The following is a 17,841-nucleotide window of genomic DNA, read 5'->3' as shown; positions in this document are numbered from 1 at the left end:
CTTCGCGATTATATTGACAGATGTAATTACATTTTATATTCGCAAATCGCAAATAGCAAATAAAAATTAGTGATAGGCATAAACGCATCTTCTGCAACACTTGTAAAATAAGGGTTTTAGCCTAATTCTTTACAAAACTTACAACGTGTCTCAATTTACACGTATCCCGGCTTACCCACTATGGCATCACCGTGCGTTCACGCCGGGGAGTGTCAATCTATTAACTCCAATAGCCAGTCACCACTGCCACCACAGATAAATTTCTCGACTTTTGATTGGGTTTTGGGGTTAAAGTAGCGAACAGTACAGCCGTTGAAATAGCCTTTTTCTTGGCGCAGTTCAACAATTTCGGCTTTCACAGTCCAATCGTTTTGCCAGTGGGTATCCGTAGGATAGCAGCGTACTTTACTACCAACTCGCAGGGGTATATTACAGCCTTTGAGATATTGCGATCGCTCTCGTTCAATTTGTCTGGGTTCCTCGCGCATCGCTCCCGGAGTCGCTTGAGTATTAGGGTGACTCGATTGGTTGGGTTGCCTTTGTTCAATTGGTTGCTGTTGTTCTTGAACTTGTTCAAGTTCTTGCCTTTGTTCAATTGGTTGCTGTTGTTCTTGAACTTGTTCAAGTTCTTGCCTTTGCTCAACTGGTTGCTGTTGTTCTTGCTCGCGCGTTCGATATGGGAACTCGTGATCAAAATTTTCTAGTTGTTTCCTTTCCAAAACCGTCAAACGGGACAATATTTGACTTTTAATACTTCCATCCAAATCACTAAGGTAAGTAGCTAATAAATCGTATTCCCCACACAACAGACATGAACGAATATTTTTCAGGTAGGAAGATACTATTACTACTTCAGTAATTTCACAGTTAACAAGAGTATTTTCATTGACCTTGGTAACATTATTGTCAATCGCAATTTCTTCCTCTTGTTGGGCGACAGCGCTGGGTTGGGCATCCAACCCCACAGATGGTTCCTCTATTAGCTGAGGAGCAACAGGTGGCTGGGTATTCAATTCCACAGATGCTTCCTCTATTAGCTGAGGAGCAACAGGTGGCTGGGTATTCAATTCCACAGATGCTTCCTCCATTGGCTGGGGAACAACAGGTGGCTGGGTATTCAATCCCACAGATGGTTCCTCTGTTGGCTGGGGAGCAACAGGCGGCTGGGGAACAACAGGTGGCTGATCTAACCCATGAGCGATGGTTGTGCCATATTGAGCGTCTGTATCATCCGGGGAAACGGGTTGTTCCGGTTGTTCCCCATCCTCCATCAATTCAGGGGCTAGGGCTGGACGACCATCTGGCAAAAGAATTAGCCCTTCTGTACGCCGCACCCAGAGAGCTATTTCCTGGAGTCGTCTTTTATTGCCTTTGTAGACCTGATCCCAGCGTTCATAAACAAAAGCAATCTTTTTAACTAATTCCGAGCGATCGATAACTGGTGGTTGTGCCGTTCCCGGTAAAACAGGCTTCTCTAAATTCGGCAGAGGCGTTATTTTCCCCCCACTAGCAGCCTCATCAAGGGACATATGCTGGCTGCTACATGGTGAAACATCCCCTGGAATCGCTACGCCTGCTCCTCGCGCTGCTACGGTAGCAATATTTTCGGCTACCTGCTCCTTGTTTTCTTGATTAACTTCTGGGTATTTAACCAAGCAACTAGGCAAAATAGCTTGAATATCTTGATTTTGCTGTTGGTGGGCGTTATTGGCAACTTGGTTAAAGAATTGTAAAAACTCTTGGTAAAGTACGTCGGTACGAACTGGATTCTTATAAAACTCGCTGTAGGCGTAACTTCTAGCTCCAGTTTCCCACTTCCCACCTTGGGGTTTGTAGTGTCGATTAGCCCACCAGTTGAGGAAAATCTCACTGGGGCGATTTAATGCGTCTTCCCATACATAAAGCAAGCGGAAAGTTTCCTCTCCCTTCAATTTTGGTTTGACAATCTCGTCAGAATTCGTTACGTTATGTTGTGCTGTTTCCGTAGTATTTGCAACACCTGTAGTATCGGAGGCTTTCGTAGTATTTGTAGAATCTGTAGCACAAGAAGGCTGAGTATTACTTGTACTGTCTGTAGTAAGATGTCTGCTTGTATTATTTGTATTACTTGTATTACAAGGCGGGGCGGAAAAATGACCTTCAGAACTTTCTTTTGGCGAAGTGGAAGAATTATTTAAATTCTTGGTTTGAATAGGATTATCTTGGGGTACTTCCTTCTTGTCAGCCCATAAGTCTTCTTGGAGATTAACACCAACTTCTTTTTCTGTTACATCTGTCTCTTGTTTTTGATTTTTGACTTCTTGAGTAGAAATAGAGTTTTCTATATATATAGATGAAAATTGCGATTGCAATTTCGCGTAATTACATTCTGAATTACCCGTAGTTCTATTTAGAATATCGTTACTGGGAAAGGATTCTAGCTTCCATACTTCTGGCAATTCAGAAGTAATACCAAAGTCAAACCCGGTCACTTCACGTATGCGTGCCGTGTCAATCGTCATAAAAGAAGTTGTTAAATACGGGTGCCAGTCTTCATGCTTTTTGGCAAGATGTTGGCGCAAAGAGGCGAAATTGGACTTCACGATAAAACCATATGTTTTCAACCACCGCACGACTTTGCCGAATTGGGATTCGGTCAAGCCAGTGATTACTCCAGTCCAATATTTATACGAACCCCAATACCATGTCACACCGTCTCGTGTCCCATATCCAAAATCGGTGTTGGTCAAAATCCAATTCAGCTGGTTTAGAAAAACTCCCGCATCACTTGGGTGAGGGCACTTTAATTTGCGGAGAGACTCGATTAAAGAAGGTTTGTAGAGGCAAATTACAGACATAACCTGATTTGTTGGTAGTCAGGTCGGATAACACCACCACAAAAATGAAACAACCCAACAAAAAAGGTGTACACTAAGACTATATATTTTAATAAACTAAGGTTGGGTGATGTTTTGGGTTGCTTCATCGTCGTCGATTTTACTCGTCGCCGTTGTGTGTAGTCGTGTTATCCTTCCTTTTTTTTAGATACTATCTATCTTAGTACATAAGCAAAAAAAATATTCTTTCTTCTCGCTTAGGTTTATGCACATATCATACATGAAATTAGGATACAACGATTGCTCTCCACTTGGGCAATTTATTTTAAAGTACCTGCGAGAAGAAGATTTAACGCTCAAAGACCTTGCTACAAAGTCTGGACTAACACGACCGGGACTGCGGTCAATGCTCGAAAAGCGCGGAAGCCCAACAGAAACAAGCCTCATCAAGTTAGCAAAGGGGATGGGTGTATCGCCTCGCTTATTGCTCCAACTAAAGCACCAAAACGAAATCGAAAATCCAATAACGCCTGACGCTATTGACTTATTTCTAAAAGCTGTAGAGGAACTTATTAAGGTTTTTACAGAAGTAACAAAAAACCTTCCTGAAGGAAAGCGACTTGACAAAGACGAAATTTTATTATTGGCAGTTAAGTCTGCAAGGTTAATTGACTATTAAAGAAATCAATTCAGGGGTTTTTTGTACAAACCCTCGAAAAGGGGGAATAGGGAAATTAGTGAGACGGGGCTTGGGTTAGCTGCTGAACAATATCATCCAGATTAATCGGGTCAGAAAATTTCCGAAACTCATAACGACCATATAAATTGATGTGCTGCCAAGCGACAGGAGAAATCTGTTTCAACTCCTCAATCCCTTGAACATCATTAGTGTTCTCCGGGGTAAATGAGCAATCGAACAGAAACTTACGCTAAGGCTAGAACCCTTATTGGATAAGGATTCTGCAAATCGACATTTTTCACAATTTTCAATGTGCGAATTAACTTATAAGTTATTTAGGGTCTGCTGAAAAAGGCTGCAAAGCGAATCTAGATGCCACACAGCTTGAATAATGGTGGTTTTGGAGCTCAGATCCAAAATTCACCCCGCGATTTTCCGCCAAAGTGCATGGTTTTTGAGCATCTAAATCCCATAACCTTGCACTTGTTTGCCTTAAAAATACTTGAAACTCATATTTGGTAAAGCTTATAGCTTTATTCAGCAAGCCCTATTTAGCACAGTGTTTTGGAACGTAGCCACAAAGGTTTCAGATCCTAAAAATTAGAGAGGTTCAAATGGTACGGCTAAAAGTAATGAATCTAGTCTGCCAAATTCTAATTTTTAGGCAAAAGTTAGTTTTTTTCTAAAACCCTGTCTGACTAATATTTTCAGACGATGCATGGCGGCAAAATGCGCCTTGGCTACTTTTACCCCAACAAAGACCTAAGAGAAGAAGATTTATGAATCTATACAGTAAAGTTTTCCCAAGTAATACGTTATAAATGCTCGCTGCACAAACAGTATAGTAATTTTTAAAATTTAACAGTTGCACAGAAATAAAGGTTGCACCTGCACTTTGCAACAAGTGAAATTCGCGCACGTCAAATACGCAATCATGAAATACCAGAACTTAAAGCGCAAAGTTTCTTTAACAAAAGAAGTATTACTTGCCATGCAAGATTTCAATCCAGCAATACCACGAATTAATCGTATAAAATCTCATTCTTTTTTCTGCCTCTGCTGATTCGTTTGTTCGACATAACCTTTCATATACTCTTCAATTATTTCGCTCATAGTCTTCCGGTTCAAAGCACAGGCTGCCTTGAACTCGTCTCGCACTGACTCTTCAATTTTCAGTCGAAGCTCAATTTTAGCCATTACTACCTAGTCTTCTCGGTGGAGAAGCATTGCAAGTCATGCAAGCATAATCCCTTAAAAAAAACACGTCGTCTATATCCATTAGTGGATATAATGGATATAATAAAGCTGTGTCTCAGGCAATTCACAAAGATGAAATCCACAGAAGTTCGCTTCTTTTACGAGTCCGTACTAGGTAGACGAATCAGCGATGTGCAGTGGTGGAGAGTTAAAAAATCCTTTACACAACAAGGGTTAGCGCTTACGACTGAAAACCTCAAGTGGGTTGGCGAGTTCAAAAAGGTGCTACCCCATGCAAACTTGTCCCACGGAATCTTAGCTGCTTACACCAACACACAAAAATTAATCGGCTCCAAAGAATTAATCCAGGGAGAATTCTTGACAGAATTATTCAACCAACAAGGTGTAAGAATTCACCCTTCAACCATTAGTCGTTGGTTTCGTCCCTTGGGTGGGTTCAGAAAATCAAAATTTTATCCTGCCGATAAATTGCAACCAATAATTCTTGCCGCATTGATTTACAAAGCAAAGCTATCAAGCAAGCAAATCACTAGAGAACTAGCAGAAAAATCAAAATGACCACCTACACCAAAAGAATCCAATCTCGGCTCAACCGCATGGGAATAAAAAAATCATTAGCAGAAATAAGAGAAGTTTATACTTCTATTGTTGATGATAAAAACAACCCAACAGAAGAAGAAATCACTGCTGTAATAGAAAGTTTTATGAAAGCGATGGCACCAGCCACTTCTGAAGTAAATATTGCAGCAATTGAAACAACAGAAATAGCCTCAGAATTAACCTCAGAATTAACAACAATCCAACCTTCATATGACGCTGTACTAGGACGAACAGATGAACAACAATCACCTATTATTGAAGAGTCTGACGTTGATGAAATACTTCAAAACAAGAGCAATCAAGGATTAGAAGCATCATCCATAGTAGTTAATACCGAACAGAAACAAGACTTAATTACAACCCAAGCATCGGTTTTAGGTATTGAACTATCATCCGTAGAAGTGTTGGATTTAGCCACCAGTATTGGGGATAGATTTGGTGACTATACTGATTTTATTCAGTCAGTAAGTTTAGCAATTAAGTCCCATGCTGACCAGCGTTACGATTCTTTAGAACAACAAATAAAAGATACAAGCGAAGATTTAAAGAATCATTTTGAATACCGAGAAAAGCAACTCAATCAAAAGTTTGCAGAAGGTTTAGGCAACGTAAAAGCAACATTAGTAGAGAGTCGAAAAAGTATCCAAAGCGCAAAAGCAGCAATCCTCTCACAATTCAAAATCAATTCAACATAATGATTATCTAATTCCGTATAAACTTTATCTATTGATATTAGGATTGGGGTTAATCTCCTTACTAATTCAATTATTGGTAGGTTTGAAACCCTTAACTCCCAAACAACAGCGACAGAAATTAGTCGAACAGGGATATATCTGTAATTACCAATGTCAGGATGATTAAAAATGAAAACATCAAAATATGTCCGCGACCACATATCGGGATATGGTAAACAAATCACCAAAGCCACCAACAAAAAATTTGGCATCAACAATTCCTTAATTATCCGTGCTGTCAACGGTGACGATAAAGCTTTAAAGCAAATTGGGGATATGGGTAATACAGGACAGAGATTAATTGCTGTGATGCCCCTTATCCGCGAAAATTTAAAGGACTACATCGAAGGAATTGGAGATTACAACGAAGCACTAGCAGATATTTATAAAACCGGAGGACGAGAAGCAGCCAAAATTGATAAAGCTGGAGGTGATGTTTCCCTAGAAAACACCCGTTACAATCACTTAATTGATGAATACAAAACTAAATTATTCGCCGATTTAGAGAAAGAATATCAGCGTCATGATGATGCAATGGATGTTATCGAATTGCAGGCATGGATCGATACTCAAATGGCGACAGTTGAGGCGAAAACAAGACTAGAAAATATCAGCAACAAGCCATTTATCGCCCAAATGAAAGCGGATAGAGACTATGAAGATAAAAAGATTAAACATTTACTCGAAAATGGCTCAGATAGCGACTTAAGCTTGATTCCTCAAAAACATTTTTCAACCAATCCAGTCGTTAGATTCTGGAACAATATTCGAGACATATTTAGATGAATTAAATACCCCAGGTTTTTACTGGGGATATACAACAGATTTAATCTAAGTGAAGCACAATTAGACAGGCAAGACTTCGGCGTGAGCGCTCAGTCGAACGCTCCCCATACAAGACTTTTAGCTTTTAAGCCTGTACCCCATCTACTTGCAAACTGCTATATCATCAACTATTGGGAGTAATGACTAGCTATGTTACAGGATTTAGAGTCTGTAAGTGAGAAGTTGCCGGGAAGAGAATCTTTCCGGCAAACTTCGGACGAAGAGAATCAAGCGAATTATCCCCGCAGCGAAGATTCATCTTTTACCCCAGATGAAATAGAAATCATCTCAGAATTTAAAGCCAATCATCAAAAAAAGATTAATAAAAATCGTAGCATCCTCAAAGGCTTAGAAGTTAGTTTCTGGGGAATAACCTCCTATTCCTTAGCCCGATTCTTGATTCTGACTAGTGGTACACAGGGTTTAACTTTAGCTATTGCCAGCACATTCTTAATTAATCAGATAACTAACCGTGATTGTTTAGATAACTTTCGAGTTAATAAAAAAGATGACCAATGGGAAATAGATGGTATGGGTAGGTTAATCAAATTCGGTTTATCTACAATAGTTTCAGTCATCGTTTTCTGGGGTGCTATTGGTGATTTTATCCAAATGGTTAATAGTTCCAAACAAACTTATAACACCCTGCAAACAACTGTAGATGAATTTAATCAACTGCCCAATGACGAACAAAACAAACTGATTGTGATTGCAGGAATATCCTTCATTGCGGGAGTGTACACCGTATCTTGTTTGAATAGGAGATGAAAATATTAGCGGGAGTGTACACCATATCTTGTTTGAATAAGAGATGAAAAAAGTAGCCGGATTTACGGTATTAGGTGTGACTATCGCCCTATCTAGTACATTTTATTTAGGGCAATCTTCACGACCATTTAATTTAATTGGAGTGAAATTTTGCCCTAAAACAGCTAATAATACCAATAATCTCAACTACACATCTGCAAGTCAAGCCCAACAACAACTAGATACTAAATATTGCCAGTTTGAACATAAACTCCTCAAGGAAGTCTGGGACAACCAGCAATTTCAAGCATCCAAACCACTCCCCGAATCGAGCTTTTTAAGCCGTGATATCCCAGCTATCCAATCCGGTGTAGCCTGGTTTTTAGTTGCACCCATTTCAATGGGAATCGCCTATTTATCCTGGGCTAAGAAATGCGAAGATGAAGAAACCTATTTTTATCAATTGTTGCAAAGCTTTAAAATCCAAGTTTCCCTAACTGGTGCATCTACAAGAGAAGAAATTGATTTTAAATCCCAGTCAATCAAAAATAATTGGGATAAACAGCGTGTAAAAGTCGGTTTTATTTCTGTTGAGGGAATGCAAGATAAGCTGAGAAGACAGCAGGAACTACAGGATAAAACCCATATTTCCACCATCAAGCAATTTGACTTAGCTGATTCAGACATGGATAAGAAAATCTCCGAGAATTTGCGAGATAAATATAAGGCTGATAAGGAATCAGATAAAATGCTCGATAAGAGAGATAGTAATAATGATCATGATGCTAACTCCAATCTCAGCGATAAGGAATTAGCTAACCAGCTAATAAATGCCCTGAAACAGCATGAGGATGGGTGGTTATGGTATTTAGTGGAGTCATTTACCCCTATTATTATTTGGGGAAAAGCCGGAAGCTATAAATCATATACAGCAGCATGTATAGCGCTTTTGAAACACTTTCTCATCGATGCTAAAATCCAAGCGATCGCCGACATTGATTTTGACCAGAATAAGGAAGATAGCTGGAAATATTTGATACCACTGGAGCCTGTAATTTACGGTACTGGCATCGATTGGGAAGATTATGAAAATGCCTATTTAGATGCGATTGAAAGGTCGAAGGTACGCACTCTCAAGGATAAGCCAATCGTGAGTATTTGGGACGAATTAACCAATGCTAACGGTAAATTTGAGAATGCGAAAAATATAGTTCCGTTTGTAATTGCCACACCTCGGAAGAGAAATGAGCATTGTATATTGTTGTCCCATAATCTTACCCAAGCTTGTTTGGGTGGTTGTGAGAGCATTTCTGAACCAATTAAAACCCAAACCTATCGCCTTAACCTCAAAACTAATCCGCAAGCTAAACCATTGTTTAAGGGTGTATTGGAGGGGCTTGTGGATGATGATGGGAACGAGTTAGAGCAGCATCAAGTATCCTTACCAAAATGGTTTCGTCCTGAGATTATTTGGGATCATTTTCATGGGAAGGAGATTAAGTTTGAAGATTGATTGTCTTTTAAACCTTGTCTATTTTGATAACCGTAGTTTGTAACTCAAGATTGTGAGTAGGCGTTTGCCTTTTGCCTTTGGTATGGCGCAGCCTTAGCCAGCCCTTTGGGCTTATGCTAGAAACGTCTACCTTACGAAGACGCAAGCTACGCAATGACAAAACTCAACTTTTCATGATGGACGAGGTTTATACCGCGAAAACATAGCTTTAAAGATTATTTTTTTTAGATTAAATTGTTTTATAAATGATTTATACTTTTTTCTATTTTTACGTCAAATAATAGGATAATATACTTTGGTTTTATTCAAATATTCGGATTATGAAATCCTGATTTTAAAAAATCAATTACTAATCGCTTGGGTATTACCAAGTAAGAATGCGAGGCTATACAAAATGATTTTAATCATCAGGTCACATGCTACTGCTGAAGAAATAGTAGAAATGTTGAAACAATGGGGAGTATTTATTAAGGTAGTTGTCGATATTGAACGTGAAATACTTGCAGGTGGAAGCGAAAAACATTCTTGTTTGCGAGCAAGAATTATTAAAAGATGGTAGCAGACAGTGCGATTTGTGGGGAGCAGACTGGACTCCTTACACGCAAACAATTGTTTTTGAATCAATAATTAATATTCGCCCCAGCCAGAATAACCGTACAATGGTTGTAGAGTCGCCGGAGTTAAGAGAAAAAATCAGCCAAATTATTGTTAGCCTACTTGGAGAAAAGTAATGCCAAATTGGGATTCCATAGAACAAAGCTTTTTAAGCTTAAGTCGCCAAAAACAGCTAGGTGAGCTTGCGTCATCTTTAGCACGCTTAAAATCTTGGTCGCTTACCGATAAGGCTAATAATCCCGTAGTTTCGGTGGTACTGGGTGAAGCGGTATTGTATACATCTTTAATGGAACGAGAAAGCGGTAGTTCCGAGTTTACCCAACTCCAAAAATTTCTCCAAGATTGGCGTATAAGTTGGTCAAATGCTGCAATTGAGTCAGCTGAATTTCTCAACATGAATACAAGTTTAGCCAAGTGGAGCGATCGCGTTTTGGAAATGTCCGGTTTATTGCAGGTTGCTAACATCCCCGATTAAGTAAGTATTTCGAGCAGGTACTTTCCATTAAGGCTGATTTAATTTCTGGCAGTGGTTTTTGGGTTTGCTTGCATCTCTATTGACTTTGTACACTGTCCATCGCACCCTCCGGTGCGATGGTTGCTGGGAAGTTGTTCACAGAGGAATTAATCGGTGGATACCAAATCGAATTTAGATGAAAAAAAAGCAGGTTTCCAAAACGAAGATATTTCCCATCGCTTGGGACATATAGCTTCTAACTTAGCGCGTGTTCGCTCTTTTTTTAATAGTGCGTTCAAAAAAGGTGTGGAAGTTGTAATAGACGAGACAGAGTGGTTTATTGAGTGGACGGCAGCAGAAATTGAACCAGAACAAGCAGAAGAACTGGTTAACATGCAAGTTCAACTTGCGCGTTGGCAGCTAAATTTAGATAATATTTTGTTAGATGATACTCGCCGAGAAGAAGTAGCAAGGGTTGCAGAAGCATATTCGCAGAAAGTCTTAAATATGTCAGGTTTACTGGATTCGGTTGCGTGATAATTTAGCAATATGCTTTGGTTTGATTATCCCGCAGACAGACCAGATTTATTACTTAATAATTAATTAGCCAAATATACCCATTCTCACGAAAATATAAATTTATTCAGCAATTTTTAAGCCTTATATTTCATGAAATACTTCTACACATTATTTATAAGTTTAGCGCGATATATAATTTGTTCGCGTACCGAACTCACGCCGCAGCGATGGCAATTTTTTCTCGATCAGAATCAGTTAAAAGTAGTTCGAGTAGGGATTGTAAAACTGTGCGATCGCTTATAAATTCTTCACCATACAAATCATCTTGTTTCAATACAGCTTCAAGGTGAGGAATTATTTCCGCCGACGGTGATGCTAACTTTTCTTTAATACAGGTTCTCGCTACCTCTTTTGCTGCATTAGTACCTATTCCTAAATCCCAACTATCAATAGTTAATCTGATTTCCCGGTTAAGCGATATGCGTAGCGTCTTTAATCGCCAATATAAACCAGGATTCAATAATAATTTAGCTTGCGTACTACCCCAATCTAATCCGGCACCAATATTTCCAACCTCTGATTCTTCTTCAATTTGTACATTATTGTCAAGGGTTCCTTTACCAAATAGTAATTCCACAGCTTCCGAACGGCTGATTAGATTATCTGGAAATAATGTATTTAAATTTTGCTGTTCTTTCATTATTTTACCGACCTTAAAGAAAGCGATCGCAAAGCAAGCAAACCTTTGACGAAGAAAACAAGAATTACTTACGACTTAAAATCAGGCAATTGTTTACCCTCAGCTTCCAAATACTCAAAATCAGGATAATCAAAAATAGGAGACTGGGAAACAATACCTTCTTCAGCTAAATCATCTTTGATTTTACCCGTCAAAGCCGCAATTAAAACATTGTGTTGGCGGATAATTCTTGCAAGTTCTTCTATATTGCGATTTTCCCAATAACCAGTTTCATCGCTAACATCGCAAGTAATCCCCAACTCGCAAGCTGCATCGAGCATTTTCACAATCAGCAAATGGCACTTAAGAAAATTCTCCAAACCTCCATATTCGGGATTACTCGCATATTGGGTTTTACAGAAACTCGTCCATGACCAATCATTAATATCTTTAATGGACGAGTGGCTAGCCAAACCAAAAATAGGAGTTTCAGAACCCTCTCCCGGAAGCGAATCAAAACCAATAATATAGGTAGGATTTTCCCAAGAAAAACCATTCATTGCAATTTCTATTGGCTTTAATGCTCGAATTTTAATAAAAGCATGGGGGTCATCAAAATTATTTTTATCAAAATGACAAGCATCCCCTTCAATTTCCACCAATTCATCAACACTTTGAAAAGGAAGCCTTAAAGCTAAATTGCGTAAAGCGACAACTTTTTCCCTTGCCTGGGTAATGGTTGCATTCTTTAAACTAAATTTATAATGAATTGTTAGTCCCATTTTCGATAAAATCTTTCTTGTTTATATACTCCAAGCGGTTAGCTATTAGCCAAAACCTGACTAATCAGCACTAATAGCGATTTGAGAAGTTCAATTTCTAACCGTTGTCAGTAAAGTTTACGTTGTAGTTGTTACATTAACTCCTTTTCTATCCCAATTAAGGATAGTTTGCTTCACATTTTCTATTTCCTCAAAATCTACCCGCACCGTCCCACTTTCAAATTCCACTCCTAAAACTGTACTGACTTCAAGGATTTCAGCAAAACTAGCACATTGGTAATTAGTTTTTTCATACTCATCAACTCGTTCGATGTCAATTCCCAACCTCGAAGCAAGTTCATCAAGACTAATTTTTGCTGCAATCCTAGCTTTAATTAAAGCGAATGGCAGTTCATTTAAACTGTTAACTTTGATTTTAATTGGTTGACTAATATCACAATTAATAAGTCTTTCGTATTCAGCAATTTCTTGGATTAATTTATCTAAATGACATTGTAAAGCGCTTCGGTTTAGTTGCCATCGCTCGTAGTCATTTATTTTTGACTCGAACGAATTATCCATAGCAGCGAGCGATTGTTTAAACTTAATAACCCATTCTTGACTAACTCGATACTCTAATTCATCTTTAATCATGGTTCCCACCTCATTAAATCTATAGCGATAATGCCTTTTTTATTGCCCCGTCTGTCACACTGAAAAAAGTTGAAAGAATTATCTCCATAACTACCTACAGGTTGATTGGATGGAAAAATTTCTCCTTTATATTTAGCTTTTTGTCCAGCACGGTCATAATGATTTAACAGTCGAGGAGCATTAATTCTCAGATTTTCAATATCTACAGTTTCGTCATCATAACAAGCATCAAAATCGCCGGGGTTTGGCTCACTTGTCACAAAGCTACCATTGATGTAAATAACTCTGCAACCTGCTGTTTTTAATTCCTGCATTGCCATTTCTAATCCTGCCATTAACAGCACGCGCCGCCTAGTTTTACCAAATCGCTCCTTAAACTCCTGCCACTCGCAAAAATACACCCCTGGTGGCAAATTGCCATTTGAGTCAAACTCCGGAATCATTAATTCACACCATAACAAATATTTTAATTATCCGCTATTCAGGGTAAAAAAGTCATAATAATATGTTTTATAAAAGTATTTTATATCCCCATTAAAAATTTAATTTCCGCTTATATAGACATGTAATCAAGTTATAAAATAGCAGTTTTTGGGGATAAAAATTATCTATAAATATCTAAATTGATATTGATGTTGAGATTAAATCACTCTTTTTGCTTTCGTTCCTTATTTCTTCCTTAATTTCATTCCAAGACACTGTACCGTTAATACGTATATCTTCCCTAGCTTCTTGAATAGCTTGTAAATCTTCTTCATCCTCCATATCATCGATTCTTTTTAAGAGCGCGTGAATGTTATCTAAAGTGCTGTCATAAGCTTGGTAAAGCAGTACGATAATATCTTGAATTAATTCTTGTCTTTCTTGGTCGGTCTTCATTGTTTTATTTTTATCAAGTAATTGGATGATACAAATTTGTTTTATCATTAAATTCCCAGCCAATACCAGAAGTATCCTTACGCTTAGACCAAGCAAAAAAAAGTGGTGCGGGTTGACTTTCCCTTTCCTTGCGTAAACTTTCTGGAGTTACCCCTAACCTTGAAGCCAAACTTTCTTCTGTAATGGGCTGAAACTTAACAGATTGCCCTTTATAATAGGAATTACTGTTGTACGACTTACTTCGCCTTGGTTGATTATTAATATTACTTTGAAGCAGCATAATTGCCTCAGCAAATTGAGTCAACCGATTATTTATCGAGTCTATTTTTTGCTCTAAATCATTGAGACGTTTAGTCGATGAAACCTCATTGTTATTTGAGGAACCCGAAAACTGGGATTCTAAATTATCCAGCCTAGAGCAAATTTCCAATATAGCTTGAGGGGCAGAATTTTTAGGACTAGCACTGCTAAATTCCAAGGTAAATATCAAATCATCCAAACCAGAAAGCACCTCACTGGTTTTTCCCTGCCGATGCAACCGAGATAATTCCCTCACCGCATCAATTAAAGGAGTGGGTACGCGCAACATTTGGCTGGGTTTGTTCTCGTCGGACATAGTGATATCGCAATTGCTAGCAATGAATCACGCTATCAAATAGATAGCATTGATATCAGAATATCAGAAATAAGAGAGAAAAAGGGTGATTTGATTAATAGTTCTTAACAGAGAGTGGGAATATAGATGAATAGACGACTGCGAATATACGTGAAAGCCACGGAGAGAAGGGCTTAGAGAGCAAACTACCCTGCGGGAACGTCTAGCCGACGGCAGCGCTCCGCTTACGACGTAGCTTGCTTCCACGTAGTGGTACGGGGGATACTCCGCAAATGTGCCGGGACAGAATATAATAGTCCGGCAACTTTGCCCGGAGGTCAAGATTTCACATAAAGTTAAATCTGAAACCAATTTTCAACCATTAAATTATTAAAAAATTCAAAATCAGAAACATTATTAGTTACCAAAATTAAATTATTACTATAAGCAATACTCGCAATTTGACCATCTACAAAAGCAGGAGTTTTACCAATCTGGGATAATCTCGCTCTTTCTTGGGCGTGCCATTGTGCAGCCTTCAAATCATAATCAAAGACTGGTAAATTTAATACAGATTCATGAATATAATTCTAAAGATACTCTCGCCGCTTAGATTCTGGCAACCGTAAACAACCATGTAAAAGTTCATGAACAACAACACTAGAAACAACAACTTCGGATGAATATCTAGTTTGTGTAAAACATTGGCATTAGGAATAGGACGTGCTGGCTCTGAGAGAATATTGGTATCAAGTAAGAATTTAAAGCTCATAAATCAATTTCTCTGCCCACACTAGTATCTCGTAAATCAGCAAAATCCTCATCAGTAAAGATTATCCCCTCATTTTGGATTACCTTTCTAAATTTTTGTAATCCCTGCCAAAAATTATCCCCTCTAGACTCCTCCTTTTTGTTACGTAGAAACTCAAATAAATAGTCTCGTTCCTCTGTGGGCAAACTGTTAATAGAATTAATGATTTCTTGTAAATTCATCATAGAATCTCTTCTCTCACTAAATCCGACTATACGCTAACTGTATTTTAATCTCTAAATGAATCGCGCTATCAACAAGATAGCAATGCTATCAGAATATCAGAAATAAGGGAGAAAAAGGATTATTTGATTAATAGTTCAAGGGCAGAGAGTAGGGAATATAGATGACCGCGAATACACATAAGGGTAGAATCAATTGTATGATTCCTGTAACTGCACTTCCAGGAAGTAATAAATAAACGTTTGAGTAACCGTTTTTTCCACATGGATGCGAACAATATTGAGGTCTTGAAGGTCGAAATTCTCCCGACGAAGGAGCAGTCAGGTGTAATTAATTACCAAAGGGGTAAAGTTACGCCGGAGATGGTGGAGGAGGTAATTCGTGAGTATTATTACGGAACTCCGGCTGTGGGTAGTGATGAGGAGATGATTTTGGCTTGGGCGGGGTCGCAAAATCGGGAGCAGACTAAGCGGAAATACTATCGATTTGGTCAGAAATTACTCGATTGGGTACGGAATCGGGGAATCGGAGATTTGCGTTTGGTGCAGCAACCATTGTTACTGGAGTTTATTCATAGTTGGGGTGAGGTTTCCCCTTATACTAAATCTAACCAGATTTTGATGTTGCGTTCTCTATGGAGTTATGGGACTGCTGAGAGTTGTGGCTATTTTTTAAGGAATATTGCTAGTAGTATCAATTACGATAACTTTAGCGATTTACCGAAGGCAGAGCGCTATCTGGAAGATTGGGAGATGGCGAAGCTGGGTAAGGCTGCGAAGGATATGGGGGGGAAGTATTGGTTGGTGTTTTCACTGCTGTTTTATAGTGGGATGCGGGTGGGGGAGGTTGGTAGGGTGACGGTTCCGGGTGATGAACCGGGGAAACCGAGGGAGGATTATCCGGGGTTATATTGGCACAATTTTCAGTGGTTTCCCGACCCGACGTTGGCGGATAGGAACCGGGGCTACTATACGATTAAGTTCCGGGGGAAGGGGGGAAAGTACCGGGAGATTGGGTTGGACCACGAGACTTCGAGGGCTTTCAAGAAGTACCGGGGGATGGCTGGTGATAGGATGCCTGTGTTTGCGAATGTGTCACGGAACCCGACGAAGAGGGGTTTGCCGTTGAGCGATAGGGCGATTAAAAGGATGATTCAGGATATTTCCGAAGCGGCGAAGGTGAAGTTTTCTTGTCACTGGTTGAGGCATTCCCATGCGACGCGGGCGATTGAGCATAAGAATGTTTTTGAGGTGCAGAATCAATTGGGGCACAGTAAGAGTGATACGACGAAGGCTTATGTGCGAGCGAAGAAGGATGCGGGGACGGGTACGGTGTTGCCCAGGTTTTGATTGGGAGGTTTTTTAATCAAATAGGTATTGAGCCAAGATACGCGACATGAAGTTGTGCGATCGCATTAATTGGACAAAAAACTTCAGTTGAGCTTTAAAAAATGCCCTTTAGCCTCTCTATTTTCCCTCAAACTCACAATTTTTAGCTTGACAGACCACTAGGACATCCAGAACAGGAACGAGAGCGGTGATGTTTTCTTGCTTCTTGTCATGAAACCTTGATTTTTTTGAGTGATATTTTTACGAAATTTTTTCAAATGCTACTGAAGTGATACTTAGTTATTTATTAACTAAGAGGTACGAAGCGATGGATGGACTATGTGCGTTTTGCGGACTCTTGTTAGTGTTGGTTCTTGTGGTTATGGGTTTTGATTTCGTGACAACCCATCAAATCCCAGTCGTTACGATTGCTGTAACCGGAGTAGGGGTGATTATAGCTATTGGAGCAGCTAGCTCTTAAGGGGGAATATTCAAGAAATAAATTGTCTCAGTGAGGGCGGGGTTTCCCGCCTCTAAGGCTGGTATCATTAATGAAGCCATACACTGTGCCATCCAAAATATAAAATAATAAAAATAAAGGGTAAACCATGCTAGAAAATCGGGACTACACACTGATTATTGACAAGAGTGGTAGCATGTCCAAAAAAGACCAAGAAGGTAATAAAAGCCGATGGAATTTAATGGAGGAGTCAACATTTGCTTTAGCTAGTAAATGTGAAGAGTTTGACCCAGATGGCATAACTATATATACTTTTTCTAGAAATTTTAAACGTTACGATAATGTTAATTCTAGTAAAGTTGAGCAGATATTTTCGGAAAATGAACCTAAAGGCAATACAGCACTAGCAGAAGTTTTACAAGATGCTCTTCAAAACTATTTGCAAAGGAAGATAAAACCAGAGAACAAACGTGATGGAGAAACTATTTTAGTTGTTACTGATGGAAAGCCAGATGATCAAGAGAAGGTTGCTAAGGTAATTATTCAAGCAACTCAAGATATAGAGAAAGAAAAAGAGTTAGCTATTTGTTTTATCCAAATTGGAAATGAAAAAGAGGCTGCTGATTTTCTAAATTTTTTAGATGATGAACTTAAGAGTATGGGTGCTAAGTATGACATTGTAACTACAGTGTCATTGTTAGATATAGAGAATGAAGAATTAACATTCAAAGAAGTTTTACTTAGAGCTATTGATCCTAATTCTTGATTATT

General features: G+C 38.9%; 22 protein-coding genes and 1 pseudogene. 12 read left to right on the top strand and 11 right to left on the bottom strand.

Features of this window, described 5'->3' with window-relative positions:
- Positions 1 to 212: 212 nt before the first annotated feature.
- Positions 213 to 2,729, bottom strand: a complete 2,517-nt coding sequence (locus CAL6303_RS27990) for a hypothetical protein (protein ID WP_144051168.1) — start codon at positions 2,727 to 2,729, stop codon at positions 213 to 215.
- A 367-nt stretch (positions 2,730 to 3,096) separates the two neighbouring features.
- Here CAL6303_RS27990 and CAL6303_RS28765 point away from each other — a divergent pair, with 367 nt between their 5' ends.
- Entirely contained in the window at positions 3,097 to 3,495 is a 399-nt protein-coding gene (locus CAL6303_RS28765) for a helix-turn-helix domain-containing protein (RefSeq protein ID WP_158333196.1), read from the top strand.
- Between the two features lie 55 nt (positions 3,496 to 3,550).
- Here CAL6303_RS28765 and CAL6303_RS31590 read toward each other — a convergent pair whose 3' ends face one another.
- Positions 3,551 to 3,679: a hypothetical protein gene (locus CAL6303_RS31590; protein WP_255348469.1), complete on the bottom strand. Its 129-nt coding sequence runs from the start codon at positions 3,677 to 3,679 to the stop codon at positions 3,551 to 3,553.
- 854 nt (positions 3,680 to 4,533) lie between these two features.
- Positions 4,534 to 4,692 carry a hypothetical protein gene (locus CAL6303_RS27980; RefSeq protein WP_015173972.1) on the bottom strand — a complete coding sequence of 53 codons (159 nt, stop codon included), beginning with the start codon at positions 4,690 to 4,692 and terminating at the stop codon, positions 4,534 to 4,536.
- 132 nt (positions 4,693 to 4,824) lie between these two features.
- Here CAL6303_RS27980 and CAL6303_RS28760 point away from each other — a divergent pair, with 132 nt between their 5' ends.
- The 9 genes from CAL6303_RS28760 (at position 4,825) to CAL6303_RS27940 (ending at position 10,738) form a co-directional block, all read left to right on the top strand.
- Positions 4,825 to 5,271, top strand: coding sequence for a hypothetical protein (locus tag CAL6303_RS28760; RefSeq protein ID WP_015173971.1), 447 nt, complete (start codon positions 4,825 to 4,827; stop codon positions 5,269 to 5,271).
- Positions 5,272 to 5,309: 38 nt separating this feature from the next.
- The gene (locus tag CAL6303_RS27970; RefSeq protein ID WP_144051167.1) at positions 5,310 to 6,008 is read left to right on the top strand and encodes a hypothetical protein; all 699 of its coding nucleotides are present in this window, start codon (positions 5,310 to 5,312) and stop codon (positions 6,006 to 6,008) included.
- Between the two features lie 168 nt (positions 6,009 to 6,176).
- Complete coding sequence (locus CAL6303_RS27965; protein ID WP_015173969.1) at positions 6,177 to 6,833, top strand: hypothetical protein; 657 nt, start codon at positions 6,177 to 6,179, stop codon at positions 6,831 to 6,833.
- Positions 6,834 to 7,022: 189 nt separating this feature from the next.
- Positions 7,023 to 7,640, top strand: a complete 618-nt coding sequence (locus CAL6303_RS27960; protein WP_015173968.1) for a hypothetical protein — start codon at positions 7,023 to 7,025, stop codon at positions 7,638 to 7,640.
- 43 nt (positions 7,641 to 7,683) lie between these two features.
- Entirely contained in the window at positions 7,684 to 9,132 is a 1,449-nt protein-coding gene (locus CAL6303_RS27955; protein WP_015173967.1) for a hypothetical protein, read from the top strand.
- A 295-nt stretch (positions 9,133 to 9,427) separates the two neighbouring features.
- Positions 9,428 to 9,691, top strand: a complete 264-nt coding sequence (locus CAL6303_RS31660) for a DUF5674 family protein (protein ID WP_321572314.1) — start codon at positions 9,428 to 9,430, stop codon at positions 9,689 to 9,691.
- Positions 9,624 to 9,863, top strand: coding sequence for a DUF5674 family protein (locus tag CAL6303_RS27950; RefSeq protein WP_321572313.1), 240 nt, complete (start codon positions 9,624 to 9,626; stop codon positions 9,861 to 9,863). The genes CAL6303_RS31660 and CAL6303_RS27950 overlap by 68 nt, the downstream gene beginning before the upstream one ends.
- Positions 9,863 to 10,222 carry a hypothetical protein gene (locus tag CAL6303_RS27945; RefSeq protein WP_015173966.1) on the top strand — a complete coding sequence of 120 codons (360 nt, stop codon included), beginning with the start codon at positions 9,863 to 9,865 and terminating at the stop codon, positions 10,220 to 10,222. Before CAL6303_RS27950 ends, CAL6303_RS27945 begins: the two co-directional genes overlap by 1 nt.
- 153 nt (positions 10,223 to 10,375) lie before the next feature.
- The gene (locus CAL6303_RS27940; protein ID WP_015173965.1) at positions 10,376 to 10,738 is read left to right on the top strand and encodes a hypothetical protein; all 363 of its coding nucleotides are present in this window, start codon (positions 10,376 to 10,378) and stop codon (positions 10,736 to 10,738) included.
- A gap of 196 nt (positions 10,739 to 10,934) precedes the next feature.
- Here the strand turns inward: CAL6303_RS27940 and CAL6303_RS27935 are convergent, their stop codons facing one another.
- The 8 genes and pseudogenes from CAL6303_RS27935 to CAL6303_RS27900 all read right to left on the bottom strand — a co-directional run bounded on the left by CAL6303_RS27935 (position 10,935) and on the right by CAL6303_RS27900 (position 15,284).
- Complete coding sequence (locus tag CAL6303_RS27935) at positions 10,935 to 11,420, bottom strand: hypothetical protein (protein WP_015173964.1); 486 nt, start codon at positions 11,418 to 11,420, stop codon at positions 10,935 to 10,937.
- A gap of 68 nt (positions 11,421 to 11,488) precedes the next feature.
- Positions 11,489 to 12,181 (bottom strand): hypothetical protein, encoded by a 693-nt coding sequence (locus CAL6303_RS27930; RefSeq protein ID WP_015173963.1) that lies wholly within the window; start codon positions 12,179 to 12,181, stop codon positions 11,489 to 11,491.
- A gap of 117 nt (positions 12,182 to 12,298) precedes the next feature.
- On the bottom strand, positions 12,299 to 12,814 hold the full coding sequence (locus CAL6303_RS27925) for a helix-turn-helix domain-containing protein (RefSeq protein ID WP_015173962.1): 516 nt from the start codon (positions 12,812 to 12,814) through the stop codon (positions 12,299 to 12,301).
- The gene (locus CAL6303_RS27920) at positions 12,811 to 13,257 is read right to left on the bottom strand and encodes a DUF6932 family protein (protein WP_015173961.1); all 447 of its coding nucleotides are present in this window, start codon (positions 13,255 to 13,257) and stop codon (positions 12,811 to 12,813) included. The genes CAL6303_RS27925 and CAL6303_RS27920 overlap by 4 nt, the downstream gene beginning before the upstream one ends.
- Before the next feature lie 175 nt (positions 13,258 to 13,432).
- Positions 13,433 to 13,693, bottom strand: coding sequence for a hypothetical protein (locus CAL6303_RS27915; RefSeq protein WP_041741257.1), 261 nt, complete (start codon positions 13,691 to 13,693; stop codon positions 13,433 to 13,435).
- A 13-nt stretch (positions 13,694 to 13,706) separates the two neighbouring features.
- Entirely contained in the window at positions 13,707 to 14,309 is a 603-nt protein-coding gene (locus CAL6303_RS27910) for a hypothetical protein (RefSeq protein WP_015173959.1), read from the bottom strand.
- A 335-nt stretch (positions 14,310 to 14,644) separates the two neighbouring features.
- Positions 14,645 to 15,060: pseudogene (locus tag CAL6303_RS27905) on the bottom strand (type II toxin-antitoxin system VapC family toxin).
- Positions 15,057 to 15,284, bottom strand: a complete 228-nt coding sequence (locus CAL6303_RS27900; RefSeq protein ID WP_015173958.1) for a hypothetical protein — start codon at positions 15,282 to 15,284, stop codon at positions 15,057 to 15,059. Before CAL6303_RS27900 ends, CAL6303_RS27905 begins: the two are co-directional and overlap by 4 nt.
- A 240-nt stretch (positions 15,285 to 15,524) precedes the next feature.
- On the opposite strand from CAL6303_RS27900, the gene CAL6303_RS30940 reads away from it, so the two are divergent.
- Both CAL6303_RS30940 and CAL6303_RS27890 read left to right on the top strand, forming a co-directional pair.
- Entirely contained in the window at positions 15,525 to 16,631 is a 1,107-nt protein-coding gene (locus CAL6303_RS30940) for a tyrosine-type recombinase/integrase (protein WP_238993850.1), read from the top strand.
- Between the two features lie 587 nt (positions 16,632 to 17,218).
- The gene (locus tag CAL6303_RS27890; protein WP_015173955.1) at positions 17,219 to 17,836 is read left to right on the top strand and encodes a VWA domain-containing protein; all 618 of its coding nucleotides are present in this window, start codon (positions 17,219 to 17,221) and stop codon (positions 17,834 to 17,836) included.
- The last annotated feature ends 5 nt before the right edge of the window (positions 17,837 to 17,841 follow it).

Origin of the sequence: Calothrix sp. PCC 6303 (assembly GCF_000317435.1) — a bacterium.
Taxonomy (GTDB): domain Bacteria; phylum Cyanobacteriota; class Cyanobacteriia; order Cyanobacteriales; family Nostocaceae; genus PCC-6303.
Note: the sequence above shows the minus strand (reverse complement) of the source record. Positions and strands in the feature narration are given on the sequence as shown.

Bases quoted from the DNA above. Each gene is read 5' to 3' on its own strand.
- CAL6303_RS28765 (WP_158333196.1), top strand. From the start codon at position 3,097: ATGAAATTAGGATACAACGATTGCTCTCCACTTGGGCAATTTATTTTA.
- CAL6303_RS27980 (WP_015173972.1), bottom strand. From the start codon at position 4,692: ATGGCTAAAATTGAGCTTCGACTGAAAATTGAAGAGTCAGTGCGAGAC.
- CAL6303_RS28760 (WP_015173971.1), top strand. From the start codon at position 4,825: ATGAAATCCACAGAAGTTCGCTTCTTTTACGAGTCCGTACTAGGTAGA.
- CAL6303_RS27970 (WP_144051167.1), top strand. From the start codon at position 5,310: ATGGGAATAAAAAAATCATTAGCAGAAATAAGAGAAGTTTATACTTCT.
- CAL6303_RS27965 (WP_015173969.1), top strand. From the start codon at position 6,177: ATGAAAACATCAAAATATGTCCGCGACCACATATCGGGATATGGTAAA.
- CAL6303_RS27960 (WP_015173968.1), top strand. From the start codon at position 7,023: ATGTTACAGGATTTAGAGTCTGTAAGTGAGAAGTTGCCGGGAAGAGAA.
- CAL6303_RS27955 (WP_015173967.1), top strand. From the start codon at position 7,684: ATGAAAAAAGTAGCCGGATTTACGGTATTAGGTGTGACTATCGCCCTA.
- CAL6303_RS27945 (WP_015173966.1), top strand. From the start codon at position 9,863: ATGCCAAATTGGGATTCCATAGAACAAAGCTTTTTAAGCTTAAGTCGC.
- CAL6303_RS27935 (WP_015173964.1), bottom strand. From the start codon at position 11,420: ATGAAAGAACAGCAAAATTTAAATACATTATTTCCAGATAATCTAATC.
- CAL6303_RS27930 (WP_015173963.1), bottom strand. From the start codon at position 12,181: ATGGGACTAACAATTCATTATAAATTTAGTTTAAAGAATGCAACCATT.
- CAL6303_RS27925 (WP_015173962.1), bottom strand. From the start codon at position 12,814: ATGATTAAAGATGAATTAGAGTATCGAGTTAGTCAAGAATGGGTTATT.
- CAL6303_RS27920 (WP_015173961.1), bottom strand. From the start codon at position 13,257: ATGATTCCGGAGTTTGACTCAAATGGCAATTTGCCACCAGGGGTGTAT.
- CAL6303_RS27915 (WP_041741257.1), bottom strand. From the start codon at position 13,693: ATGAAGACCGACCAAGAAAGACAAGAATTAATTCAAGATATTATCGTA.
- CAL6303_RS27910 (WP_015173959.1), bottom strand. From the start codon at position 14,309: ATGTCCGACGAGAACAAACCCAGCCAAATGTTGCGCGTACCCACTCCT.
- CAL6303_RS27900 (WP_015173958.1), bottom strand. From the start codon at position 15,284: ATGATGAATTTACAAGAAATCATTAATTCTATTAACAGTTTGCCCACA.
- CAL6303_RS27890 (WP_015173955.1), top strand. From the start codon at position 17,219: ATGCTAGAAAATCGGGACTACACACTGATTATTGACAAGAGTGGTAGC.